Below are 21,773 nucleotides of genomic sequence, written 5' to 3' on the forward strand. Positions count from 1 at the left end.
GACGATGCTTATGCTCGGCTTCGACTAGTTCAAGCAAAGGTCTAGCGGCGACGCGGTACGGTGAGAGCTGCAGCTATGTGCTTGCGCTTCTCGATGCGGTGAGGGTCGTTGGTAATGGTATCGACTCTCTCCGCATACTGCTCAGGGGTTTCYCGCGCCGGGCCAACGTCCAGAGAGCGAGCGCCCTGGTGGTCGCATGAGGATGTGTGCGAGTGCTTGTGATCATCATCCCAATCGCTGATATCGCTCATCGTGCACCTCGTCTCGTTAGATCCTGACAGTAGTTGAAAACGCGTGTTACGGCAATGCAACATTCCTCACACGACGCCATGCACGGCGTCGAACCGCTGCCCAATCCGGCCAGCTACGAGCCTTTGAGGATCTGGCTGTATTCGTTGGCAGCCTCCACTGCTTCCAACGTCGACTTGTCGACTTCGGGGATGACTTCCACGACGAAGTCTGTTTCTGGACGACCCGTCATCAGCGCTGCCGCGTCTTTGACCATCGTTTCCACCTGTTCCAGGCGCTTTGCCTGCGTGTAGAGGCCCTGAATTTCGGGTACCTCGATTGCCCACCGGCCGCCGGAGCGCTGAGCTTCATGTCATTCTCCAATTTGCTCGATGAATTTCTTGGCAGTGATCTCGTTGTGGCGGGGAACGGGGACCGACTTTCCGTTGTCAATTCTGTGGACGCTGCGGTTGCTACCCTCGCGGACTAACTCCAGGGGGTAGCTGCGCCACGTCACCCCCGCTTGGCTCCGTGGCTGACTTCCGCGCCAGCGTGCCGGTGCAGGGTCAGGCTGTCCACTGTGCTGACCAGCATGAGGACAGCCATGGCTATGAAGGCCCCCTTGTAGGCCGCCACGTGGTCCGCCCCGAGCACATCCGTTGTCTCGAACAGCCTCAGGAACAAGGCCCCCACGGCGATACCTGCCGCAGCCGCCAACTGTACGAGCGTGGCGGAGATAGCGTTTGCCGAGGGCAGCTGCCCCGGGACGATATCGGCATACTGCACGGACGCGTAAGCGGAGAATCCGATGGATCGGAAGGCACCGCTGAGCAGCAACAGAGCGAAAATCAGGGGCTCGGGTGTTTGGGCATTAAGGAACGCACACAAGGCAAACGTCACGGCTGACGCGAACGATGCAAAGACGAGCACCGGCTTAAACCCGAAGCGCCTTATCAGGGGTGTGGTGGCCGGCTTGATCCCGATGTTGCCCACGAAGACTGCGGCGACCATAACCCCGGCCTTCAAGGGATCCCAGCCAAATCCATCCTGAAACATGAGAGGCAGCAGGAACGGAACCGAGCTGATGGTGAGCCGGTAAATGAATCCGCCCGTGGATGTCGCCCTGAAAGTCCTGGTGCCAAATACGCTGAGGTTGAACAGCGGAACCCTTGCTTTGCTCATCCACCAGACGGCGCCAGCCAGGGACACCACGCCGGCAGTCACCACCACACCAGCCAGCACATTGGATGCGTGTCCACCCAGCGTCTCCAGTCCCACCACAAGGGAACCCACGCCCAAGGTAGTCAGCAACAGGCCAAACCAGTCAAGTCGGCGGTTGGCATCAAATTGAGTCCGCGGAACCAACCTCAGTGCCGCAATGAAGGCAGCCAGGCCGAGGGGCACGTTAATGATGAAGATCCAGTGCCATGACAGGAAAGTGGTGAGCGCGCCGCCAACCATGGGAGCCAAAACGGGGGCAAGGAGGCCTGGCCATACCAAATAGGCGGTGGCGCGGAGAAGCTCGGATTTGGGCGTGCCCCGCAAAACGACCAGAGTGCCCACAGGAACCATCATGGCGCCGCCCACGCCCTGCGCCACCCGACTCAACGTCAGCATGGTCAAGTCGGTGCTTACTGCGCAGAAAAGGGAGGCAATAGTGAACACCGATATCGCCAGGCAGAATATCCTGCGGGCGCCGAACCGCTCGGCAAGCCAACTGCTCAACGGGATCCCCATAGCCACCGTCACTAAATAGGCGGTCATCGTGATGTTGATATCAGCAGGCGCCACCCGGAAATCGGCCGCAATGCTGGGGATGGCCGTGGTGAGGATAGTTCCGTCGAGAAACTCCATGAAGAACGTTGCCGCGACCAGCAGTGCCAGGCGCGGGCGCCAACTTGTTTCATTGGCCGCTTCGACGTCGGTGTTGCTCGGGTTTGTGCTCATGGCTCCGGTCCAAGTCTTGTCTGGTGGCCCGCAGCAGCAGGCGGGCGTGTTTGCTCGATCCTCGTGTTTGCTCGATCCTATAGAGACACCGTGGGAGCGTTCACAACATGACGCTTTTCAGCGCACAACCGCCCTTGAAGCACTACCCCCGTTAAACGTTTCCCAGTTGAGCGTTTCCCGCCAGCGCCCTACGCCGAGTGCGCGCTACCCCGCCTGGGCCAGGGCGAGCGGTAGCACGGCACCTACTCCGGACCGCCTGAGCGCCCTCGCCGCAACGGTCACTGTCCAGCGGCTGTCGATGAGGTCATCCACCAAGAGCACTGGCTGGTCACCAATGCCTGCCAGGGCCTGTGCCAGTTCCGGGCCGACGGCCAAACGGTCCCATACTCCCGCGAGCCTGTAAGCGCTGTTGCCGCCACGTGATCCTGTGGGACCACCGTGCTCTGGCTGCAGTTGACCCAGGTATGGCATCCGCCCTATGCCCGCGATTCCCTGCGCCAGGGAGTCCACAAGTTGTGGCTTGCTCCTTGAGGGAATGCTGACAACGGCTGCCGGGCGCCCCACCCCGCTCCAGGCAGTTCCACCGTCGGCCCCCGACCATTCGCGCAGCACCTGAACGCAGGCCTGCAGCATAGCGGGGTCCACGGCCCTATCGGGTGCTCCGGCGGCAAAGAGCTCGCGGAGCGCACCACCCCAACCCAGGTCTGTCAGCCTTGCCAGGACACGGCCTTCGGAAATGCTTTCGTCCGGCTTGATCTTGCCTTTGACTCCCACACCCAGCCTGTCCATCCCGCTGGGCCACTGGAGCCGCGGTTCCACGGCGATCCCGGCTCGACGAAGCGTCTGGCCTGCTGCATCAACCGCGGCAGCTGCGATGTCCACTGGGAACCAGCGTCCAGCACAGTTGTCACAACGGCCGCAAGGGGCGGCGGTCTCGTCGTCGAGCACCGAGGTGATGTATTCCATGCGACAACCTGCGGTGTCCTGGTAAATCACCATGGAATCCTGCTCATCCACCCGCGCTTCCGCAATACGCGCGTATCGCTCTGCATCGTAGCTCCATGACCGTCCGGTCGCCCGCCAACCGCCACCCACGCGTTCAACTGCCCCGTCAACGGCCAGGACCTTGAGGAGGAGTTCCAGAGGCGTGCGCCGAAGGTCCACGCGGGCTTCCAGCGCCACCGTGGACATGGCCGAATTCGCCTCACCAAGCACCCTCAAGACGGCGTCGGCCTTTTCTGCTGAGGGCATGGATGCGGTGGCAAAATACTGCCATATTTCGCGGTCCTCGGAGCCTGGAAGCAACAGGACGTCGGCGTTGGCGGCGCCTCGGCCAGCTCGGCCAACCTGTTGGTAATAGGCAACCGGCGAGGACGGCGCTCCGAGGTGAATCACGAACCCAAGGTCGGGTTTGTCGAATCCCATCCCTAATGCCGAGGTGGCCACAAGCGCCTTGACCTGGTTGTCCTTGAGGAGTTGCTCTGCCCGCTCCCGATCGGCAGGATCCGTGCGGCCGGTGTAGGACAAGACATTGTGTCCAGCCTCGGAAAGAAGCCGGGCAGTGTCCTCTGCGGCTGAGACGGTCAGCGTGTAAATGATTCCGCTGCCAGGGAGGTCCGCCAGGTGCGTCAGCAGCCAGCCCAGGCGATCACGGGAGTCGGACAAGTTGAGAACGCCGAGCCGCAGTGACTCGCGGCCCAGTGCACCCCGGATGGTCAACACTCCGTCTCCGAGTTGTTCCTCAATATCGTGAACCACACGGGAGTTGGCGGTAGCCGTGGTGGCCAGGACTGGAACCGACTCGGGCAGTTGGGCAATGAGATCCGCGATGCGCCGGTAATCGGGTCTGAAGTCGTGGCCCCAATCGGAGATGCAGTGGGCCTCATCAATAACGAGCAATCCGGTCCTCCGGATCAGCTCGGGCAACTGGTTCTCCCTGAACGAGGGATTGGTGAGGCGCTCGGGCGACACCAGGAGAACGTCTACCTGGTCAGCTGCCAACTGGGCCAGGACAGTATCCCACTCAAGCGCGTTGGCCGAGTTGATGGCCACTGCCCGGACTCCCGCCCGTGCGGCCGCTGCCACTTGGTCCCGCATCAGCGCGAGAAGAGGAGACACGATCAGCGTGGGACCCGCGCCCCGTTGGCGCAGCAACAATGAGGAGACGAAGTAGACGGCGGATTTTCCCCAACCCGTGCGTTGAACCACCAACGCACGGCGCCCGGCGTCCACCAATGCCTCTATGGCCTCGAACTGGCCGTCATGGAAGTCTGCTTCCGGATGCCCCACAAGCTCACGAAGACAAGCCAAAGCCTTCTGGCGGGTAGGGGATTCCACGGAAACAGCAGCATTTGGGGAGTTGTTGGCCATGGATCCAGTATTCCAGCAGCCCCTGACAGCCAGAACCGGTGGTCGCGGCTATGTGGAAAACTGCCCGTCACCGGACTGGCTTTCCACATAGCAGCTTCCCCGGTTCATGCTCAATTGCGCTGCCACAGTAGGATTGAGCCCGTGACTAGCGAGCAGAACAAGAACTTCGACCTCTCGGCTTCCTTCAAGGCGTACGACGTCCGGGGCATCGTGGGGGAATCCATCACGGCTGAAATCGTCGAGGCAGTCGGTGCTGCCTTCATCGACGTTCTGGGCCTTGAGGGTGAAACTGTCCTTGTTGGCGGAGACATGCGCCCGTCCTCGCCGGAGTTCAGCCAGGCCTTCGCGAACGGTGCTGCCAGGCGCGGCGCCAACGTCCAGTTGCTGGACCTGATCTCCACCGACGAGCTCTACTATGCCTGCGGTGCCCTGAACGCAGCCGGTGCCACATTCACCGCCAGCCACAACCCCGCCGAGTACAACGGCATCAAAATGGCCAAGGCCGGGGCTCAACCGATTTCCTCCGAGAGCGGCCTGAAGGAAATCCAGGCCCTCGCCGAGCAGTACCTGAACGAAGGCAGCATCCCCGCCGCGGCTACGCGCGGGCAGATCGGTGTTCGGGACGTGCTGAAGGACTACTCCGAATACCTGCGCCAGCTCGTGGACCTTTCCGGTTCCCGTCCGTTGAAGATCGTCGTGGACGCGGGCAACGGTATGGCCGGGCTGACCACCCCGGCGGTGCTCGGTAACAAACTCCTCCCGGCCCTGCCGTTCGAGATCATCCCGCTCTATTTCGAACTGGACGGCTCGTTCCCGAATCACCCGGCCAACCCGCTGGAACCGGAAAACCTCCGCGACCTCCAGGCGGCCGTGATCAAGCACGGCGCCGACATCGGCCTTGCCTTCGACGGCGACGCTGACCGCTGCTTCGTGATCGATGAAAAGGGCGAGCCCGTCTCGCCGTCGGCAATCACCGGCATGGTCGCGCGCAGGGAGATCGCCCGCGCCCAGGCTTCCGGGGAACAGGCCCCGGTGATCATCCACAACTTGCTCACCTCCAAGGCCGTTCCCGAACTCGTGGCCAAGGACGGCGGCCGGGCGGTCCGGACGCGCGTCGGGCACTCCTTCATCAAAGCCGTCATGGCCGAAGAAGGTGCCGTGTTCGGCGGGGAGCACTCTGCTCACTTCTACTTCCGGGATTTCTGGAACGCGGACACCGGAATGCTCGCCGCCATGCATGTCCTGGCAGCCCTGGGCGAGCAGGACGGTCCCCTCTCCGAACTCGGGCGTCAGTACGAGCCCTACGTTTCCTCCGGTGAAATCAACTCCGAGATCGACGACAAAGCAGGCGCGATCGAGCGGGTCCGCCTTGATTTCCAGAACGATGACGTCGAGATCGACCACATGGACGGCAGCACCTTCAGTGCCAAGGACGGCAGCTGGTGGTTCAACCTGCGCCCCTCCAACACCGAGCCCTTCCTCCGCTTGAACGCCGAAGCCAAAGACCTGCCCACCATGGAAAAAATCCGCGACCGCGTCCTGACTCTGGTCCGGGCATAGGGACCGGCAAACATGAGCGAGCAGCCCATCGACGACGCCGATTCCACCGGGACCGTCCAGGAGCGTGAACTCCGGGAGATTCTGGGTACTGCACTGGGAACTGCCCAGGAGCACATACTGCAGAACGGCGGCTTTCTCCCCTTTGGCATCACGCTTTCACATGAGGGTGAGGTGCGGATTGTCATGGTTTCTCCAGGAGAGCCGGACGAAGACGGTCACATTGACGCGGGGGCAATGTTGACGGACGTCGAGGAATTACTTCGCCAGGGACGGAACGATTACCGGGCCGTGGCCATCGCAAGTGATGTCGCGCTGCCCGAGCACGGCTCGGATGGCATCCACGGCACTGCCGAGCACCGGGATGGTGGGGTCATGGCAGCCGTCATCCCCTACGTCCACACCGCTGAAGGGTTCGACTTCGGCGCCCTTGAGCCTGACACCCACGAGCCCTCGCTCTGGGTGGACTAGACCTGACTACGTAGGCTGATCCCATGAAAATCAACGCGTTCGCAGATGTCAGCCTCCGCGCCGTTATGGTGTTGGCGTCCGCCCCTGAGGGCACCTTGCTGACAACCCAGGCTGTGGCCGACGCCGTGGGAACTCCGTACAACCACGTCAGCAAGGCCATGGTCCGATTGCGGAGCCTTGGATTGATTGATGTGGAACGAGGCCGCCTGGGTGGCTCGCGCCTTAATGAAGCGGGGAGACAAGCGACCGTTGGCCAACTCCTTCGCCACTTGGACAGCCGGCAGGATCCGGCGGAATGCCAGTCCCCCACCCATGACTGCCCCCTCATCACAGAGTGCGGTCTCCGTCACGCAATGAGTCGGGCCCGCGAAGCGTTCTATCGCGAGCTGGACACCGTCGTCATCTCATCCCTCCCTCATGCCCGGCAGATGAATCCGGTCTTCCAAACAATTGGCCTCCGGCCCGAATTCAGGTCCCCCGCAACCCTGCCCTGACCGGTCGTCCGAGCAGGCCTGCGCTTCGATTTGCACATCTTTTCTACAAGGAGTAGAAATTGAGATGTAAATATAGGCATTCGAAATGCTTGTATTGTGACGGTCCGAATGACCCAGCCGGGCCCCTACCTCAGGAGAACCATGCTCTCGGAAAAATCCCGCCCCATTATTGAAGCCACTCTTCCGCTGGTGGGCTCGCGTATTGGTGACATCACCGCCGATTTCTACACGCGTCTCTTTGCAGCGCACCCCGAGTTGCTCGATGGACTCTTCAGCCGCTCCAACCAGCGCTCGGGTGATCAGCAACAGGCACTCGCCGGGAGCATCGCCGCCTTCGCCACCCATCTGGTGAACAACCCGGGCACCCTCCCGGAAAAGGTCCTGGCCCGGATCGCCCACAAGCACGCCTCACTGGGCATCGCCGAAGAGCAGTACGGAGTGGTCTACGAGCACCTCTTCGCAGCAATCGCGGCCGACCTGTCAGACGTCATTACACCGGAAATCGCCGAGGCATGGACCGAGGTTTACTGGCTTATGGCAGACGCCCTGATCAAGCTCGAAAAGGACCTCTATGCCTCCCAGTCAAACAATAAAATGTGGATGCCCTGGCGCGTGGTTTCCAAGGTACCGGCTGGCAAGGACGCCATGACATTCACCTTGGAACCTGCCGACGACACTCCGGTAACACCGGCCCTGGCCGGCCAGTATGTGAGCGTCAAGGTTGCCCTCCCTGACGGCTTGCGCCAAGTGCGGCAGTATTCATTGTCAGGCGACGCCGGCACCAGCCGGATCTTCACCACCAAGCTAAACGACGGTGGTGAGGTGTCCACCGCCCTGCATACCGCCGTCGAGCCTGGCGATGTACTCGAAATCTCCAACCCCTACGGCGAGATCACCCTCAAGGACGGCGAGGGGCCGGTTGTGCTCGCATCAGCGGGCATCGGGTGCACGCCGACGGCCTCGATCCTGCGTTCTCTGGCTGAGGCTGGCACCGATCGCCAGGTTCTTGTCCTGCACGCCGAACGCTCCATGGACAGTTGGGCCTTGAGCGGCCAAATGACTGCAGACGCCGCAAGCATTGACGCCGAACTGCAGCTCTGGCTCGAGTCGCCGCAGCCCAGCAACGAAGAGCACCGCGCCAAGGCAGGCTTCATGTCCCTGAGGGAAGTCGACGTGCCGGCAGACGCTTCCCTGTACCTCTGCGGGCCGTTGCCCTTCATGAAGAAAATTCGTGACGAAGCAATCGAGGCCGGGATTCCGGCCACCCGGATCCACTACGAAGTTTTCGGCCCCGACGTGTGGCTCGCGAACTAAGGCAGAGCCGCAAACACTGTAAAAGCGCCAGAAGCACGACGGCGGCCCGCCACCTTTCATCCAAAAGGTGACGGGCCGTCGTCGTTCACTTAAGAACGCCGTTGTTCCTAAGAGGTCTAGCCCAGACGGGTCTTCAGACCGTCCAGCTCGGACTGAAGTGCCGCCGGGAGCGACTCGCCGAAGTTGGCGAACCATTCCTCGATGGACGCCAGTTCGGTTGCCCATTCCTCGGGGTCGACACGAACAGCCGACTCAACCTCAGCCGGGGTCATGTCCAGGCCCTCGAGGTCGATGGATTCACCGGTCGGTACGAAACCGATCGGGGTTTCAACGGCGTCAGCCTTGCCTTCGAGGCGTTCGATGGCCCACTTGAGCACACGCGCGTTGTCTCCGAAGCCAGGCCAGGCGAAGCCGCCTTCAGCCGTGCGACGGAACCAGTTGACCAGGAAGATCTTGGGCAGACGCTCCGGGTTTGCCTTGGCGGACAGGTTTACCCAGTGGTTCAGGTAGTCACCTGCGTCGTAGCCGATGAACGGCAGCATTGCCATGGGATCGCGGCGGACAACACCGACGGCGCCAGCTGCAGCAGCGGTGGTCTCCGAGGACAGCGTGGAACCCATGAAGATGCCGTTGGACCAGTTGCGGGCCTCAGTGACCAGGGGAATGGTGGTCTTGCGGCGGCCGCCGAACAGGATCGCGGACAACTCCACGCCGTCCGGGCTGAAGTACTCTTCGGCCAACATGTCGATCTGGTCGATCGGCGTGCAGAAGCGGGAGTTGGGGTGTGCGGCCGGGGCGTCGGAGTCCGGAGTCCAGGACTCGCCGCGCCAGTCGGTCAGGTGCGCCGGAGTTTCCTCGGTCATACCTTCCCACCACACGCCGCCGTCATCGGTCAGCGCAACATTGGTGAAGATGCTGTTGCCCTTGGCAATGGCACGCATGGCGTTGGGGTTGGTGCCCCAACCGGTGCCTGGCGCGACGCCGAACAAGCCGGCCTCAGGGTTGACGGCGCGGAGCTCGCCTTCCTTGCCGAAACGCATCCAGGTGATGTCGTCACCGAGGGTCTCCACCTTCCAACCCTTGATGGTGGGATCCAGCAGGGCGAGGTTGGTCTTGCCGCAAGCAGACGGGAAGGCAGCGGAGACGTAGTAAGTCTTCTGCTCCGGCGAGGTCAGCTTGAGGATGAGCATGTGCTCGGCCAGCCAGCCTTCGTCGCGGGCCATCACGGAGGCGATACGCAGTGCGTAGCACTTCTTGCCCAGCAGGGCGTTTCCGCCGTAGCCGGAACCGAAAGACCAGATGGAGCGCTCTTCGGGGAAATGGACGATCCACTTGTCCGTGTTGCACGGCCACGCGACGTCGGCCTGGCCGGCTTCCAGCGGAGCGCCCAGCGAGTGGAGGGCCGGAACAAAGAATGCATCTGTTTGCGTGATACGGTCCAGGACGTCCGTGCCAATGCGGGCCATGATGCGCATGGAAGCTACAACGTAGGCGGAGTCAGTGATCTCAACGCCGAACTTCGGGTCCTCTGCATCCAGATGGCCCATGACGAACGGAATGACGTACATGGTGCGGCCGCGCATGGAGCCGGCGAACAGGCCGCGCAGCTTCTGCTTCATCTCCGCCGGGGCCATCCAGTTGTTGGTAAAGCCTGCGTCGCGCTCGTTCTCGGAGCAGATGAAGGTCTGCTCCTCTACACGGGCAACGTCGGCCGGGTCAGAGAACGCCGCGAAGGAATTCGGGAACGTTTCCGGGTTCAGCCTCTTCAGGGTGCCGGCCTCGACGAGTTCGTCGGTCAGCTTCTTGTTCTCTGCTTCGCTGCCATCAACCCAGTGGATGCGGTCCGGCTGAGTCAGCTCGGCTACTTCCTCAACCCAGGCCAGCAGGCGTGCATGCGTAGTAGGTGCCTTCTCAAGCAGCGGCAGTCGCGCCAGATCGCCCATTGCGGTTCCCTTCCTCGGGTTCAGTGGTGTGTCCTAAACGATAGGGGTCCCGGACCAGACCAATCCCCTGTCAGACGTCAGATGTCCAGTGGGGACGAAACGAAAAACCCCTAGAATTCAAGGTTCCAGTTTCACAGAAGCGCGATTTAAGTGAGGAAGGTCACATAGACCGGTCTAGTTGTCTAGATTACAGCTTTTCGATTTGGAACTTCACATGAACTTCTGTAAAGTTTATTGAGGTTCGAGGGGGTCAGAGAAACAGACCGCCGAGAATCACACGAAATGCGCCCATAGCTCAGCTGGATAGAGCGTCTGTCTACGGAACAGAAGGTCAGGGGTTCGAATCCCTTTGGGCGCACAGATAGAGACCCGCACCGGTTCGCCGGTGCGGGTCTCTTGTTTTGCCCGGCTGACCCAAGTAACTGGCATTAGTGGTTGTTTTGAGCGCTCATAACAACCACTAATGCCAGTCAGTTGGGTGAGCCGCGCGCAGAAACGGACAGGGCCGCCGTCGTACGTTCCGAAAAAGTACGACGGCGGCCCTTGCCGTAAGTGCGGACGCTTACTCGCCCACAGCCTCGCTGATGCGGCGGCGGATCCCATCGAAGTGACGGTTGAGAAGCTCGGCCGCGAGCACCTTGTCTCCCGCCGCAACGGCGGCATAGATGTTCCGATGAATGGCGGCAGTCTTGGCCAGGTCCTCGATACCGGCGCCGATCTCTACGTGGATCTTCCGGTATACCTTCCAGAAGACCCCCATCAGGTTGATCAGAAGCTCGTTGTTAAGGGGTTCGAATAGGCGGCGATGGAACTCGGCGTCGGCGGCCACGAAGTTCTCGCCGGCGGCAGCGAGTTCCTCCATTTGCTTCACCGATTCCTCGATGGACGCCAACTGCTCCTTGGTCATCACATCGATGGAGGAGGCAATCAGCCCAGACTCCAAGGCCTGCCGCACGTCCACCAGCTGCAAGGCTTCGAGTCCCTGGTGCCGGAGGGAAAGCCGGCCCCGGAATGTCAGGCCATCAGCCAAGGCATCGAAATTGCTGGGCGCCACGAACATCCCGAAGCCATGGCGGATCTCGATCACACCCAGGGCCTGCAGCACTTTCAGGGACTCGCGCAAGGTGTTGCGCCCTACACCGAGCGCGACCGAAAGTTCGCTCTCCGTGGGCAGCGGGTCACCTGCCTCGAGCTCACGCTCGAGGATGAGCTCCATAATGTCCGACTGCAACGCACGCAGCCGGGCCTGTGCACTGAACCGCGCTTGCGGAACGACACCGGAAGTTGTCATGGGCTCTCCTTGCCGATGCACTCCTCCCGCAGAGGCCTATGAACCTCGGATGCGAAGGAGTGCGGTGTTAATATTGAGGCGAGCTTAATGCCCACCGCAGAATGAGTGACTCGCAACATACAATATCGGATGTCCCACCTCCTTGATAGGTATGTCTTCGGAATTCCTTGAGAATTCCGCATTCTGGCGCCCGGGCGGCGAGGAGCCGCGAGGCTCCAGCTTCCCAGGCAGCCTCACCGTGATCCATCTCTCACTTGACGTCCCCTTGTGACCACACTTACAGTTTCAATACGAGCATCGGACGTCCTACATCCGATAACCCACGACAGTCGAATGGTGAGGCACCTTTATGAGCAAGACCATCAACAGCCTGCCGCTGGTCAATGACGCCAGCCGCCGCAATTTCCTCAAGCTGAGCGGCGCAGTTGGTGCAGCCGCCGCCTTCACGGCAACCCTTTCCGCGTGTGGCGGCGCTGCCAGCACCACCACGGGGAATGCAGCCAACACCGCGGCTGTGAACAAGGACCTCATCATCGAGGCAGGCATCTCATACGCCCTCTCCACAGGCTTTGACCCGCTGAGCTCTTCGGGAGCCACACCGATGGCAGCCAACCTCCACATCTTCGAAGGCCTCATTGAGCTCCACCCGGCGACGCGCCAGCCCTACAACGCCCTGGCAGCGACGGATCCCAAAAAGGTCAACGACACCACCTACCAGGTGACCATTCGCGACGGCGCCAAGTTCCACGACGGCTCCCCCGTCACCACCGAAGACGTGGCCTTTTCCTTTACCCGCGTCATGGACCCGGCGAACAAGTCGTTGTTCTCCCAGTTCATCCCTTTCATCCAGGACGTCAAGCCTCTGGACGCCAAGACAGTGGAATTCACGCTCAAGTACGCCTTCCCGGGCTTCGGGCCGCGAATTTCGGTGGTCAAGGTGGTCCCCAAGGCACTCGCCAGCGATCTAAAGGCCTTCGACGCCAAGCCAATCGGCTCCGGTCCTTACAAGCTGGTCTCCGCCGTCAAGGACGACAAGATCGTCTTCGAAGCGTTCGCAGACTACAACGGCCCCAAGCCTGCACTCGCCAAGGGCATGACCTGGCTCCTCCTTTCGGACGCTGCGGCCCGCGTTACTGCTGTCCAATCCGGCCGCGTCCAGGCCATCGAGGACGTTCCGTACCTGGACGTCGACGGCCTGAAGTCCAAGGTCAAGGTGGAATCAGTCCAGTCCTTCGGCCTGCTGTTCCTCATGTTCAACTGCGCCAAGGCCCCGTTCGACAACAAACTCGTCCGCCAGGCACTGCACTATGGCATGGACAAGGAAGCCATCATCAAGAAGGCCCTGTTCGGCAACGCCAAGGCGGCCAGCTCCTACTTCCAGGAAGGCCACCCCGACTACGTCAAGGCCAAGAACGTCTACGGTTTTGACACGAAGAAGGCCGAAGACCTGCTCAAGCAGGCGGGCGTCAGCAGCCTCGAATTCGAACTCCTCACTACGGACACTGCCTGGGTGAAGGACGTTGCACCACTGATCCTGGAGTCCTGGAACAAGATCCCTGGCGTCAAGGTCACGGTGAAAAGCCTCCAGTCCGGTGCCCTTTACAGCGACCGCGTGGGTAAGGGTGACTACACAGTGGTTGCGGCTCCGGGCGATCCATCCGTGTTCGGCAATGATGCTGACCTGCTGCTGAGCTGGTTCTACTCCGGTGCCACGTGGATGGAGAAGCGCGCCTTCTGGACAACTCCTGAGCGCACCAAGCTGCAGGAACTCATGAACAAGGGATCGCAGGCTTCCGGCGACGACGCCAAGAAGGTAGTGGCCGAAATCGTGGACATGGTCTCGGATGAGGTCCCCCTGTACCCCGTCCTTCACCGCCAGCTTCCCAGCGCCTGGGACGAGAAAAAGCTCAAGGGCTTCCAGCCGCTGCCCACCACCGGATTGTCGTTCATCGACGTCGGACGTACCGCCTAGAAACCTGAGTTGCGAGGCCTGCTTTGCGGCCTGAATCCCCAAAGTAGCGCGCAGAGCAGGCCCCACAACCAGCAGCACCCCCAACCAAACCGGAGAACAAATTGGTCACGATATTGCGTCTGCTTGGCCGCAGGCTTGCAGCATTGCCATTGATGATCCTGGGCATTACGTTGCTCGTCTTCCTCGTCCTGCAGGCCGCCCCCGGCGACCAAGCCAGCTCGGCCCTCGGTGACGGTGCCAGCGAAGAAGCCAAGCAGCAGTACCGCCAGGAAAATGGCCTGAACGATCCCCTGGTCCTGCAATACTTCCGTTTCCTGGGGAGGCTGCTGCAGTTGGATCTCGGCGTCACAACCCCGCCGGCAAAGTCAGTGGCATCCATGATCGGCTCTGCGTTCCCCCTGACGCTTCAGCTGACCTTTCTGGGCGTCATTATCGCAATTGTTCTGTCCCTGGCTTTCGGAATCCTCGGTGCCCTCTACCGCGACAAGTGGCAGGACCAGTTGATCCGGGTCTTCTCAATCGCCGCCATCGCCACGCCGTCGTTCTGGCTGGGCATCCTGCTCATCCAGTGGTTCGCACTCGGCGCCAACCCGATGTTTCCCTCAGGCGGAATTGCGACGCCGGAATCCGGCTTTGGCGGTTGGCTGAACTCGATGGCCCTCCCGGCCCTGGCACTGGGCATCCCGGTATCGGCATCGCTGATCCGCGTGGTCCGGACCTCGATGGTGGAAGAGCTTGACCGCGACTACGTCCGCACAGCCATCGGCAACGGTGTCCCCTACCGCGAAGTGGTTTCCAAGAATGTTCTCCGCAACGCCCTCGTCACCCCGGTGACCGTGCTGGGACTCCGCGTGGGCTATCTGCTGGGTGGCGCCGTCGTGATTGAAATGATCTTCGCCCTGCCCGGCATGGGCCAGCTGATCCTTAATGGCATCACCAACCTGGACGTCAATCTGGTCCAGGGCGTGGTGCTCACCATCTCGGTCACCTTTGTTCTGGTGAACATCGTGGTTGACCTTCTCTACCTGCTCATCAACCCCCGAATCAGGACGGTATAGCTCATGCGCAGCAAGCTCGCAGAACGGCTAAGTGCACCGGGCATCCGCTTCAAGGCCCTGCCCTGGGGCTCCCGCATCGCCCTGCTCTTCCTCATCATGATTGTCCTCGCGGCCATTTTCGCGCCGATCATCGCCCCGCACGATCCGCTGGAGACCTTCATTCCGGCCACCCCGCCGGGCGCTGAACACTTCTTCGGCACCGACCGCCTGGGCCGCGACATTTTCTCGCGCCTGCTCTTCGGCGCACAGTCGTCACTTTTGATCGGCCTCGGCGCGGTTGGTCTAGCCATCCTCGCCGGTGCGCTCCTGGGCTCCTTCGCAGCGACGTCCAGCAAGTCCGTGAACGAGATCATCATGCGGCTCATGGACATCCTCATGGCGTTCCCGGGTATCGCCCTTGCAGCCGTATTGTTGGCTGCCTTTGGCAACTCGGTTCCCACCATCATCATCGCGATCGCCATCATCTACACCCCGCAGCTTGCACGAGTGGTCCGCGCCAACGTGCTGGCGCAATACGGCGAAGACTACGTCCGTGCCGAACGCGTGATCGGTGCTGGCCGCTTCTACATCCTGGTCAAGCACATCGTCCGCAACACCGCCGCTCCGGTGCTGGTGTTCGCCACAGTGATGGTGGCCGACGCCATCATCCTGGAAGCCTCGCTCTCCTTCCTGGGCGCGGGCGTTCAGGATCCCGCCCCCTCTTGGGGCAATGTGATCTCCTACGGCCGCAATCTGGTTCTTTCCGGTGGCTGGTGGGCCACCACGTTCGCTGGCCTGACAATTCTGTTGACCGTCCTGTCCCTGAACATCCTCGCGGAGGGCCTCACCGACGCCATGGTGAACCCGAAGCTTCGCCGCGCGCCCGCAGTGAAGGACGACGACGGCTCTGCCGCAGTTCTGGCCGTGGACACTGAGGTTGCAACGTCCGTAGCTCAGCCGTCGGTGGTTGAGGAACACGAGCTCGACGGCGTTCGTCCGGCTTCCGATCGCACCGTCACCGAAGTCTTCGGCAAGTCAGCTCTTCTCACCGATGTGAACGCTGCAGCCGCCAAACCGCACCTCCTGCTGGACCGCGAACTGGAACTGCTGGCAGCCATCGAAGCCAAGCGCACGGACCGCCTCCCCCAGGTGCCGGCAGGCGCGCGGAATGTCCTTGAGGTGAAGAACCTCTCCATCCGTTTCCCGGGCCGCTTCGGCGAAACCGCGATCGTGGACAACGTCTCCTTCACGGTCCGCGAAGGCGAAACCATGGGCCTGGTGGGGGAGTCCGGTTGCGGTAAATCGATCACCTCACTCGCTGTGATGGGCCTTCTGCCCAAGACAGCCCAGGTCACCGGTTCCATCCTGTTTGATGGCAAGGAACTCCTGGACGCGAAGACCCAGCACAGCAACCCCAAGGCCTATGAGGGGCTGCGCGGCGAGCAGATTGCCATGGTCTACCAGGATGCGTTGAGCTCGCTGAACCCCTCCATGAAGATCAAGGACCAGCTGGAGCAGCTCACCAAACGTGGCGGCCGAAAGACACCCGCTGAACTGCTGGAAATGGTGAAACTGGACCCCGCCAGGACGCTTGCCAGCTACCCCCACGAGCTCTCCGGCGGCCAACGCCAGCGCGTGCTGATTGCCATGGCCCTGTCCCGATCGCCGAAAATCGTGGTGGCCGATGAGCCCACCACGGCCTTGGATGTCACCGTGCAAAAGCAGGTGGTGGATCTGCTCAACGAACTCCGTGAGCAACTCGGTTTTGCCATGGTATTCGTCAGCCACGACCTCGCCTTGGTGGCCTCCCTGGCTCACCGCATCACAGTCATGTACGCCGGCCAAGTGGTGGAATCCGCACAGGCTTCCGAGCTTCTGCAGAATCCCAAGCACGAGTACACCCGTGGCTTGTTGGGTGCCGTCCTCTCCATAGAGGCCGACGCCGTCCGGCTGCACCAGATCCCCGGCACAGTCCCTTCACCACGCGACTTTGCTTCGGGCGACCGCTTCGCGGCCCGCTCACTCAGGGCTGACGCCGACCCCAACCAAAAGCTCGTCCTCACCACCGTCCCGTCTCCCAATGCCGACGCTGCGGATCACTATTGGGCCAGCCACTTGAAGGAGGACGCAAAATGAGCGAATCAAGCTCCAAGCCGGTCATCGAGCTCCAGGACGTCAAGGTCTATCACCACGCCAGGACCGGCGGATTATTCCGGCCCAACATCGTCAAAGCTGTTGACGGAGTGGACTTCACCATCAGCCGCGGCGAAACCGTGGGCATCGTTGGTGAGTCCGGCTGTGGCAAGTCCACCCTCGCTTCAGTTCTCGTGGGACTTCAGCCGCCGACGTCGGGCAAGGTTTTGTTTCACGGAAAGCCAGCCATCAAGCGCAACGCTGCCATGCGCAAGCAGTTTGGCCGCTCGGTCTCCGTGGTCTTCCAGGACCCGGCTACGGCGCTCAACCCACGCATGACCATCCAGGACATCCTCACCGACCCCCTTCAGATCCACGGCATCGGGAACGCGGCAAGCCGCGCTGCCAAGGTCAAGGAACTGTTGGCGCTGGTTGGCTTGCCGCAATCGGCAGCCGAGGTGACGCCGTCGCAGGTTTCCGGTGGTCAGCGCCAACGTGTGGCAATCGCCCGGGCACTGGCGCTCGATCCGGACATCATCGTGGCGGATGAGCCGACGTCGGCCCTGGACGTTTCCGTCCGGGCGCAGGTCCTGAACCTGTTGTCGGATCTGAAGACCCAGCTGAACCTGGGCATGGTGTTCATCTCTCACGACATCCAAACCGTCCGCTATGTTTCGGACCGCATCTGCGTCATGTACTTCGGCAAAATCGTCGAGCAAGGCACAGCCGCACAGGTCTTCGACAACCCCGGAAACGATTACACCAAGAAGCTGCTGGGCGCCGCGCCGAGCCTTCTCCACATCTAGTTTTCCCCTCACCAGCTACCAACAACGGAGATTTCTGTGTCCACTCAGTTCCAGGGCGTCATTCCCCCGGTCATCACACCACGCCACTCCGACGGCAGCATCGACACTGCGTCGCTGAAGAACGTCACCAAGCACCTGATCGACGGCGGCGTGTCCGGACTTTTCGTCCTCGGCTCCTCCGGGGAAGTCCCCTACCTCACCAATGATGAGCGTGAGCTGGTGGTCTCCACCATCGCCGACGCCAACGCCGGAGCGGTCCCGCTGATCGTCGGCGCCAACGAGCAAACCACCAACCGGGTGATCGAGGAGGCCCGAAAAGTGGTGGACCTGGGCGCTGACGCGATCGTGGTGACCTCCATGTACTACGCCATCGGCAACGCCGCGGAGACTGAAACTCATTTTCGCAGCATCCACGCAGCCGTCGAGAAGCCAATCTTCGCTTACGACGTCCCCGTCCGAACCCACTTCAAACTGCCAACGGACCTCTTGGTCCGCCTGGGCCGTGATGGTGTCATCGCCGGCGTGAAGGACTCCTCCGGCGACGACGTTTCGTTCCGCCAGCTGCTCCTGGCGGCCAAGGACATTCCCAACTTCGACATCTTCACCGGTCACGAAGTTGTGGTGGACGGCGCCCTCCTTGGTGGCGCCCAGGGTGTTGTTCCGGGCCTTGGCAACGTTGATCCGGCGGGCTACCGCCGGCTGTTCGACGCCGCGCAGGCTGGCGACTGGGCGGGTGCGGCCCGGGAGCAGGACCGTTTGGCCGACGTCTTCGAGATCGTCTACACGCCCAACGGCCGTGTCTCCGGCGGCGCCGCTGGGCTGGGAGCGTTCAAGACCGCGCTGCAGGTCATGGGCGTCATTGAGTCCAACACGATGAGCGAGCCCATGCTGTCCCTGAACTCCGATGAGACGGCGCTGATCCGTGAAATCCTGGAGCGGAACGGGCTGGTCTAGGTTTTCCATGACCGCTTCCATGACCCACGTGATCGGCGTTGACCTCGGCGGCACCAAAACCGCCGCCGGGGTTGTTTCCGGCTTTGGTGAAGTGCTCTTCTCGGAATCCATTCCGACGTTGAACCGGGCCGGTGGCGAAGCGATCCTCGACGCCACCGCTGCCCTGGTATCGGGTTTGATGCAACGCGCTGCCGACGCCGGACATTCCGTGTCCGGCGTCGGCGTCGGCTCCGCTGGGGTGATTAACGCGTCTTCCGGGGCTGTCTTGTCTGCCACGGATGCGATTCATGGTTGGGCGGGGACTGAGCTTGTTACCGGGCTTGCTGCCCGTCTTTCCTTTCCGGCTGCTTCGGTGCGCACCGTCAACGATGTCCACGCTCATGCTCTCGGAGAAGCTTGGCTTGGTGCCGCAGCTGGAACGTCCACTTCTCTGATGGTGGCGTTCGGGACAGGCGTTGGCGGCAGCTTCGTGGTGGATGGCGCTCCTGTTTTGGGGCATCACTCTGTTGGCGGTCATGTTGGGCATTTTGCCTCGCCCTACGCCACATTTGATGGGGCAGCGCTGCCATGTGTATGCGGCCATGCCGGGCACGTCGAGGCCGTGGCTTCGGGGCCCGCCATTCACGAGTCGTACCTGCGATTTGGTGGTTCTTCACGCGAGGCGGCGGATACGCGTGGCGTGTTCGTGCTGGCTTCCGGTGCTCCTGCTGGCGTGCCCGACGGCGGTGCTGCCGCCACTGTCAGCCGAGCCGCCGCCTTGCGTGCCATAGGTCTCGGGGCGGCCGCCGCAGGTCAAGCCGTGGGCGGACTCATCAACATTCTTGACCCTGAAACCGTAGTCATTTCAGGTGGCCTGGCGGACGCCGGTGGGCTCTGGTGGGAGCCCATGGAAGCCGCCCTCCGCCAAGAGCTACTGGTGCCTCTTGCCGAGGTCCCCGTGGTCCGGGCAACCCTTGGCAACACCGCGGCCATCGTTGGTGCCGCGAAACTCGTCCTTTAGAAGAAAGAGACAACATGATCCTGACCCTCGAAGGCCTCGAAGCCCTCCGTTCCCAGCTGATCGTCTCCTGCCAGGCCTACCCGGGCGAGCCGATGCGTGATCCGCGAACTACGGGACAGGTGGCGGCATCAGCGGTCATCGGCGGTGCTGCGGCGATCCGAGTCCAAGGGTTGGCCGACGTACAGTTCACTCGTGCCGCCGTCGAAGTTCCCGTCGTCGGCCTCTGGAAGGACGGTCACGATGGCGTCTTCATCACCCCCACGCTCCGGCACGCGCTTGCCGTGGCGAACGCGGGCGCGCATATTGTGGCGATTGACGGAACGCGCCTGGCTCGCCCCGATGGTTTGTCGCTGGGAGCCACCGTTGCTGGCATCCACGCCGAGTCCCACGCCTTGGTCATGGCGGACTGCGGTTCCTTCGATGACGCCGTGGCAGCTGTTGAAGCCGGCGCAGACCTGATCGGAACCACCCTGTCCGGCTATACCGGCGAGCGCCCGAAGACCGACGGTCCGGATCTGGATTTGCTGAAGCAGATCGCTTCCGCCGACTTGGGTAAGCCACTCATCGCAGAAGGCCGCATCCAGACCCCGGCCCATGCACGGCAGGCCCTCGACGCCGGAGCGTTTGCCGTTGTTGTCGGGACCGCGATCACACACCCAGCCACGATTACGGGCTGGTTCAAGGGCGCGATGCACGCGTAGCCCTGACTTGCGGCGCCTACTCTGCGCCCCAAAGCCATACCAGGGCCCACGCCGCCCGGGCCTCACAACGCAGAGGTAGCAGTTGTAGGCTTCTCCCATGAATGCCGAGAGCTCCCGTGAATTCGACGTAATTGTGATCGGCGCGGGCGCCGTCGGGGAAAACGTGGCGGACAGGGTGGTTCGTGGCGGACTGACGGCAGTGATTGTGGAAAGCGAATTGGTGGGCGGCGAATGCTCGTACTGGGCGTGCATTCCTTCCAAAGCACTCCTCCGGCCAGGCAGCGTCCTCCACGCGGCGCAGGGAATTCCCGGGGCTTCGGAAGCGGTAACGGGAGTCATCGACGCAGAGTCGGCCCTGAAACACCGGGACTGGTTTACGAACAATTGGCAGGACGGGAGCCAGGTCGAGTGGCTGGATAGTGCCGGCATCGAGCTGATCCGTGGGCGGGGGCGCATCACAGGACCGCGGGAGGTCCAGGTGGACGGGCTCGACGGCAACAGCTATGCGCTCAAGGCACACCATGCAGTGGTTGTTGCTACAGGCTCAACCCCTACCATCCCGGATGTTGAGGGCCTCAAGGACGTACCCTTCTGGACCACTCGCGGCGCCACTGCCGCAAAAGTCATCCCCCAGCGGTTCGCGGTGCTCGGAGGCGGAGTGGCCGGCGTCGAATTGGCCCAGGCTTTTGCCCGACTTGGTTCGGTGGTGACACTCATTGCTCGTGGTCGACTTCTGAGCAGCTACTCCGAAGAGGCGGCCGACCTGGTCCTGGCCGGGCTGCGGGCTGATGGGGTAACAGTCCATCTCCACACTGATGTGGACAAAGTGGAAAAGAACGACGACGGCTCGGTGTCAGTCACGTTCAACGGCGAGGCCGTCACGGCCGACAAACTCCTGGTCGCATCTGGCCGGCATCCAGCGTTGGCCAATTTGGGTTTGGAAAATGTGGGCGTTGAACCGCAGAACGGGAAACCGCTCCGGCTCACTACGGACGCCAGTGGGCTGGTGGAGGGGCCGGCAAGCGATGGCACCAGCGGACTCTGGTTGTACGCGGCAGGCGATGCCGCGGGCAAAGTCTTGCTCACGCACCAGGGAAAGTATGAAGCCCGGGCAACCGGTGATGCAATCGTCGCAAGGGCAAACGGTAAACTCTCCGGCGCCCCGAAACCTTGGAGCGCGTGGGCCCACACAGCCAACGAGCACGCCATTCCAAGCGTCGTCTTCACGGATCCGGAAGTGGCCTCGGTGGGCCCGAGCCTTGAACAGGCCCTGCTCCAAGGCAAGCATGTCACCGGAGTGGAGTTGCCCATCAATGTCTCCGGATCCCAACTCTATTCCCCCGATTTCAAAGGGTGGGCGCAGATCGTGGTGGACGAGGACCGCAAAGTCATTCTGGGTGCCACGTTCGTCGGGCCCGGGGTGGCGGAACTGCTCCACTCCGCCACCATCGCGATCGTCGGCGAAGTCCCCTTGGACAGGTTGTGGCACGCGGTGCCGTCGTACCCCACCATCAGCGAGGTGTGGTTACGTCTCTTGGAGAAGTACGGCCTTTAA

17 protein-coding genes and 1 tRNA gene are annotated in these 21,773 nt (G+C 62.1%); 13 read left to right on the forward strand and 5 right to left on the reverse strand.

Features of this window, described 5'->3' with window-relative positions; all coding sequences use genetic code 11:
- Positions 1-364: 364 nt before the first annotated feature.
- The 3 genes from AC1DCM_RS17775 to AC1DCM_RS17785 form a co-directional block, all read right to left on the reverse strand.
- Positions 365-505 carry a hypothetical protein gene (locus AC1DCM_RS17775; protein ID WP_442004741.1) on the reverse strand — a complete coding sequence of 47 codons (141 nt, stop codon included), beginning with the start codon at positions 503-505 and terminating at the stop codon, positions 365-367.
- 236 nt (positions 506-741) lie between these two features.
- Positions 742-2,175 carry an MFS transporter gene (locus AC1DCM_RS17780; protein WP_442004740.1) on the reverse strand — a complete coding sequence of 478 codons (1,434 nt, stop codon included), beginning with the start codon at positions 2,173-2,175 and terminating at the stop codon, positions 742-744.
- Between the two features lie 204 nt (positions 2,176-2,379).
- Entirely contained in the window at positions 2,380-4,545 is a 2,166-nt protein-coding gene (locus AC1DCM_RS17785; RefSeq protein WP_442004739.1) for a RecQ family ATP-dependent DNA helicase, read from the reverse strand.
- Positions 4,546-4,686: 141 nt separating this feature from the next.
- Here AC1DCM_RS17785 and AC1DCM_RS17790 point away from each other — a divergent pair, with 141 nt between their 5' ends.
- From AC1DCM_RS17790 to AC1DCM_RS17805, 4 genes are all read left to right on the forward strand, one after another.
- On the forward strand, positions 4,687-6,105 hold the full coding sequence (locus tag AC1DCM_RS17790) for a phosphomannomutase/phosphoglucomutase (RefSeq protein ID WP_442004738.1): 1,419 nt from the start codon (positions 4,687-4,689) through the stop codon (positions 6,103-6,105).
- A gap of 12 nt (positions 6,106-6,117) precedes the next feature.
- Positions 6,118-6,573 (forward strand): hypothetical protein, encoded by a 456-nt coding sequence (locus AC1DCM_RS17795; protein WP_442004737.1) that lies wholly within the window; start codon positions 6,118-6,120, stop codon positions 6,571-6,573.
- Between the two features lie 23 nt (positions 6,574-6,596).
- Positions 6,597-7,067, forward strand: coding sequence for an RrF2 family transcriptional regulator (locus tag AC1DCM_RS17800; protein WP_442004736.1), 471 nt, complete (start codon positions 6,597-6,599; stop codon positions 7,065-7,067).
- A 141-nt stretch (positions 7,068-7,208) separates the two neighbouring features.
- The gene (locus AC1DCM_RS17805) at positions 7,209-8,381 is read left to right on the forward strand and encodes a globin domain-containing protein (RefSeq protein ID WP_477519195.1); all 1,173 of its coding nucleotides are present in this window, start codon (positions 7,209-7,211) and stop codon (positions 8,379-8,381) included.
- A 116-nt stretch (positions 8,382-8,497) separates the two neighbouring features.
- On the opposite strand, the gene AC1DCM_RS17810 is transcribed toward AC1DCM_RS17805, so the two are convergent.
- Entirely contained in the window at positions 8,498-10,324 is a 1,827-nt protein-coding gene (locus AC1DCM_RS17810; protein WP_477519196.1) for a phosphoenolpyruvate carboxykinase (GTP), read from the reverse strand.
- Between the two features lie 284 nt (positions 10,325-10,608).
- Here AC1DCM_RS17810 and AC1DCM_RS17815 point away from each other — a divergent pair.
- Positions 10,609-10,682, forward strand: a tRNA-Arg gene (locus AC1DCM_RS17815).
- 204 nt (positions 10,683-10,886) lie between these two features.
- Here AC1DCM_RS17815 and AC1DCM_RS17820 read toward each other — a convergent pair.
- Positions 10,887-11,615 carry a FadR/GntR family transcriptional regulator gene (locus AC1DCM_RS17820; protein WP_442017356.1) on the reverse strand — a complete coding sequence of 243 codons (729 nt, stop codon included), beginning with the start codon at positions 11,613-11,615 and terminating at the stop codon, positions 10,887-10,889.
- 349 nt (positions 11,616-11,964) lie between these two features.
- Here AC1DCM_RS17820 and AC1DCM_RS17825 point away from each other — a divergent pair, with 349 nt between their 5' ends.
- The 8 genes from AC1DCM_RS17825 to AC1DCM_RS17860 all read left to right on the forward strand — a co-directional run bounded on the left by AC1DCM_RS17825 (position 11,965) and on the right by AC1DCM_RS17860 (position 21,773).
- Complete coding sequence (locus AC1DCM_RS17825) at positions 11,965-13,587, forward strand: ABC transporter substrate-binding protein (protein WP_442017357.1); 1,623 nt, start codon at positions 11,965-11,967, stop codon at positions 13,585-13,587.
- Between the two features lie 101 nt (positions 13,588-13,688).
- The gene (locus AC1DCM_RS17830; RefSeq protein WP_477519197.1) at positions 13,689-14,645 is read left to right on the forward strand and encodes an ABC transporter permease; all 957 of its coding nucleotides are present in this window, start codon (positions 13,689-13,691) and stop codon (positions 14,643-14,645) included.
- 3 nt (positions 14,646-14,648) lie between these two features.
- Positions 14,649-16,760: a dipeptide/oligopeptide/nickel ABC transporter permease/ATP-binding protein gene (locus AC1DCM_RS17835; protein WP_477519198.1), complete on the forward strand. Its 2,112-nt coding sequence runs from the start codon at positions 14,649-14,651 to the stop codon at positions 16,758-16,760.
- On the forward strand, positions 16,757-17,563 hold the full coding sequence (locus AC1DCM_RS17840; protein ID WP_442017360.1) for an ATP-binding cassette domain-containing protein: 807 nt from the start codon (positions 16,757-16,759) through the stop codon (positions 17,561-17,563). Before AC1DCM_RS17835 ends, AC1DCM_RS17840 begins: the two co-directional genes overlap by 4 nt.
- A gap of 36 nt (positions 17,564-17,599) precedes the next feature.
- The gene (locus AC1DCM_RS17845; RefSeq protein ID WP_442017361.1) at positions 17,600-18,517 is read left to right on the forward strand and encodes a dihydrodipicolinate synthase family protein; all 918 of its coding nucleotides are present in this window, start codon (positions 17,600-17,602) and stop codon (positions 18,515-18,517) included.
- Between the two features lie 19 nt (positions 18,518-18,536).
- Positions 18,537-19,517 (forward strand): ROK family protein, encoded by a 981-nt coding sequence (locus tag AC1DCM_RS17850; RefSeq protein WP_442017444.1) that lies wholly within the window; start codon positions 18,537-18,539, stop codon positions 19,515-19,517.
- A 14-nt stretch (positions 19,518-19,531) separates the two neighbouring features.
- Positions 19,532-20,218, forward strand: a complete 687-nt coding sequence (locus AC1DCM_RS17855) for an N-acetylmannosamine-6-phosphate 2-epimerase (protein ID WP_442017362.1) — start codon at positions 19,532-19,534, stop codon at positions 20,216-20,218.
- A gap of 97 nt (positions 20,219-20,315) precedes the next feature.
- Positions 20,316-21,773, forward strand: coding sequence for a dihydrolipoyl dehydrogenase family protein (locus AC1DCM_RS17860; protein ID WP_442017363.1), 1,458 nt, complete (start codon positions 20,316-20,318; stop codon positions 21,771-21,773).

Source organism: Paenarthrobacter sp. 10N417 (genome assembly GCF_056394745.1).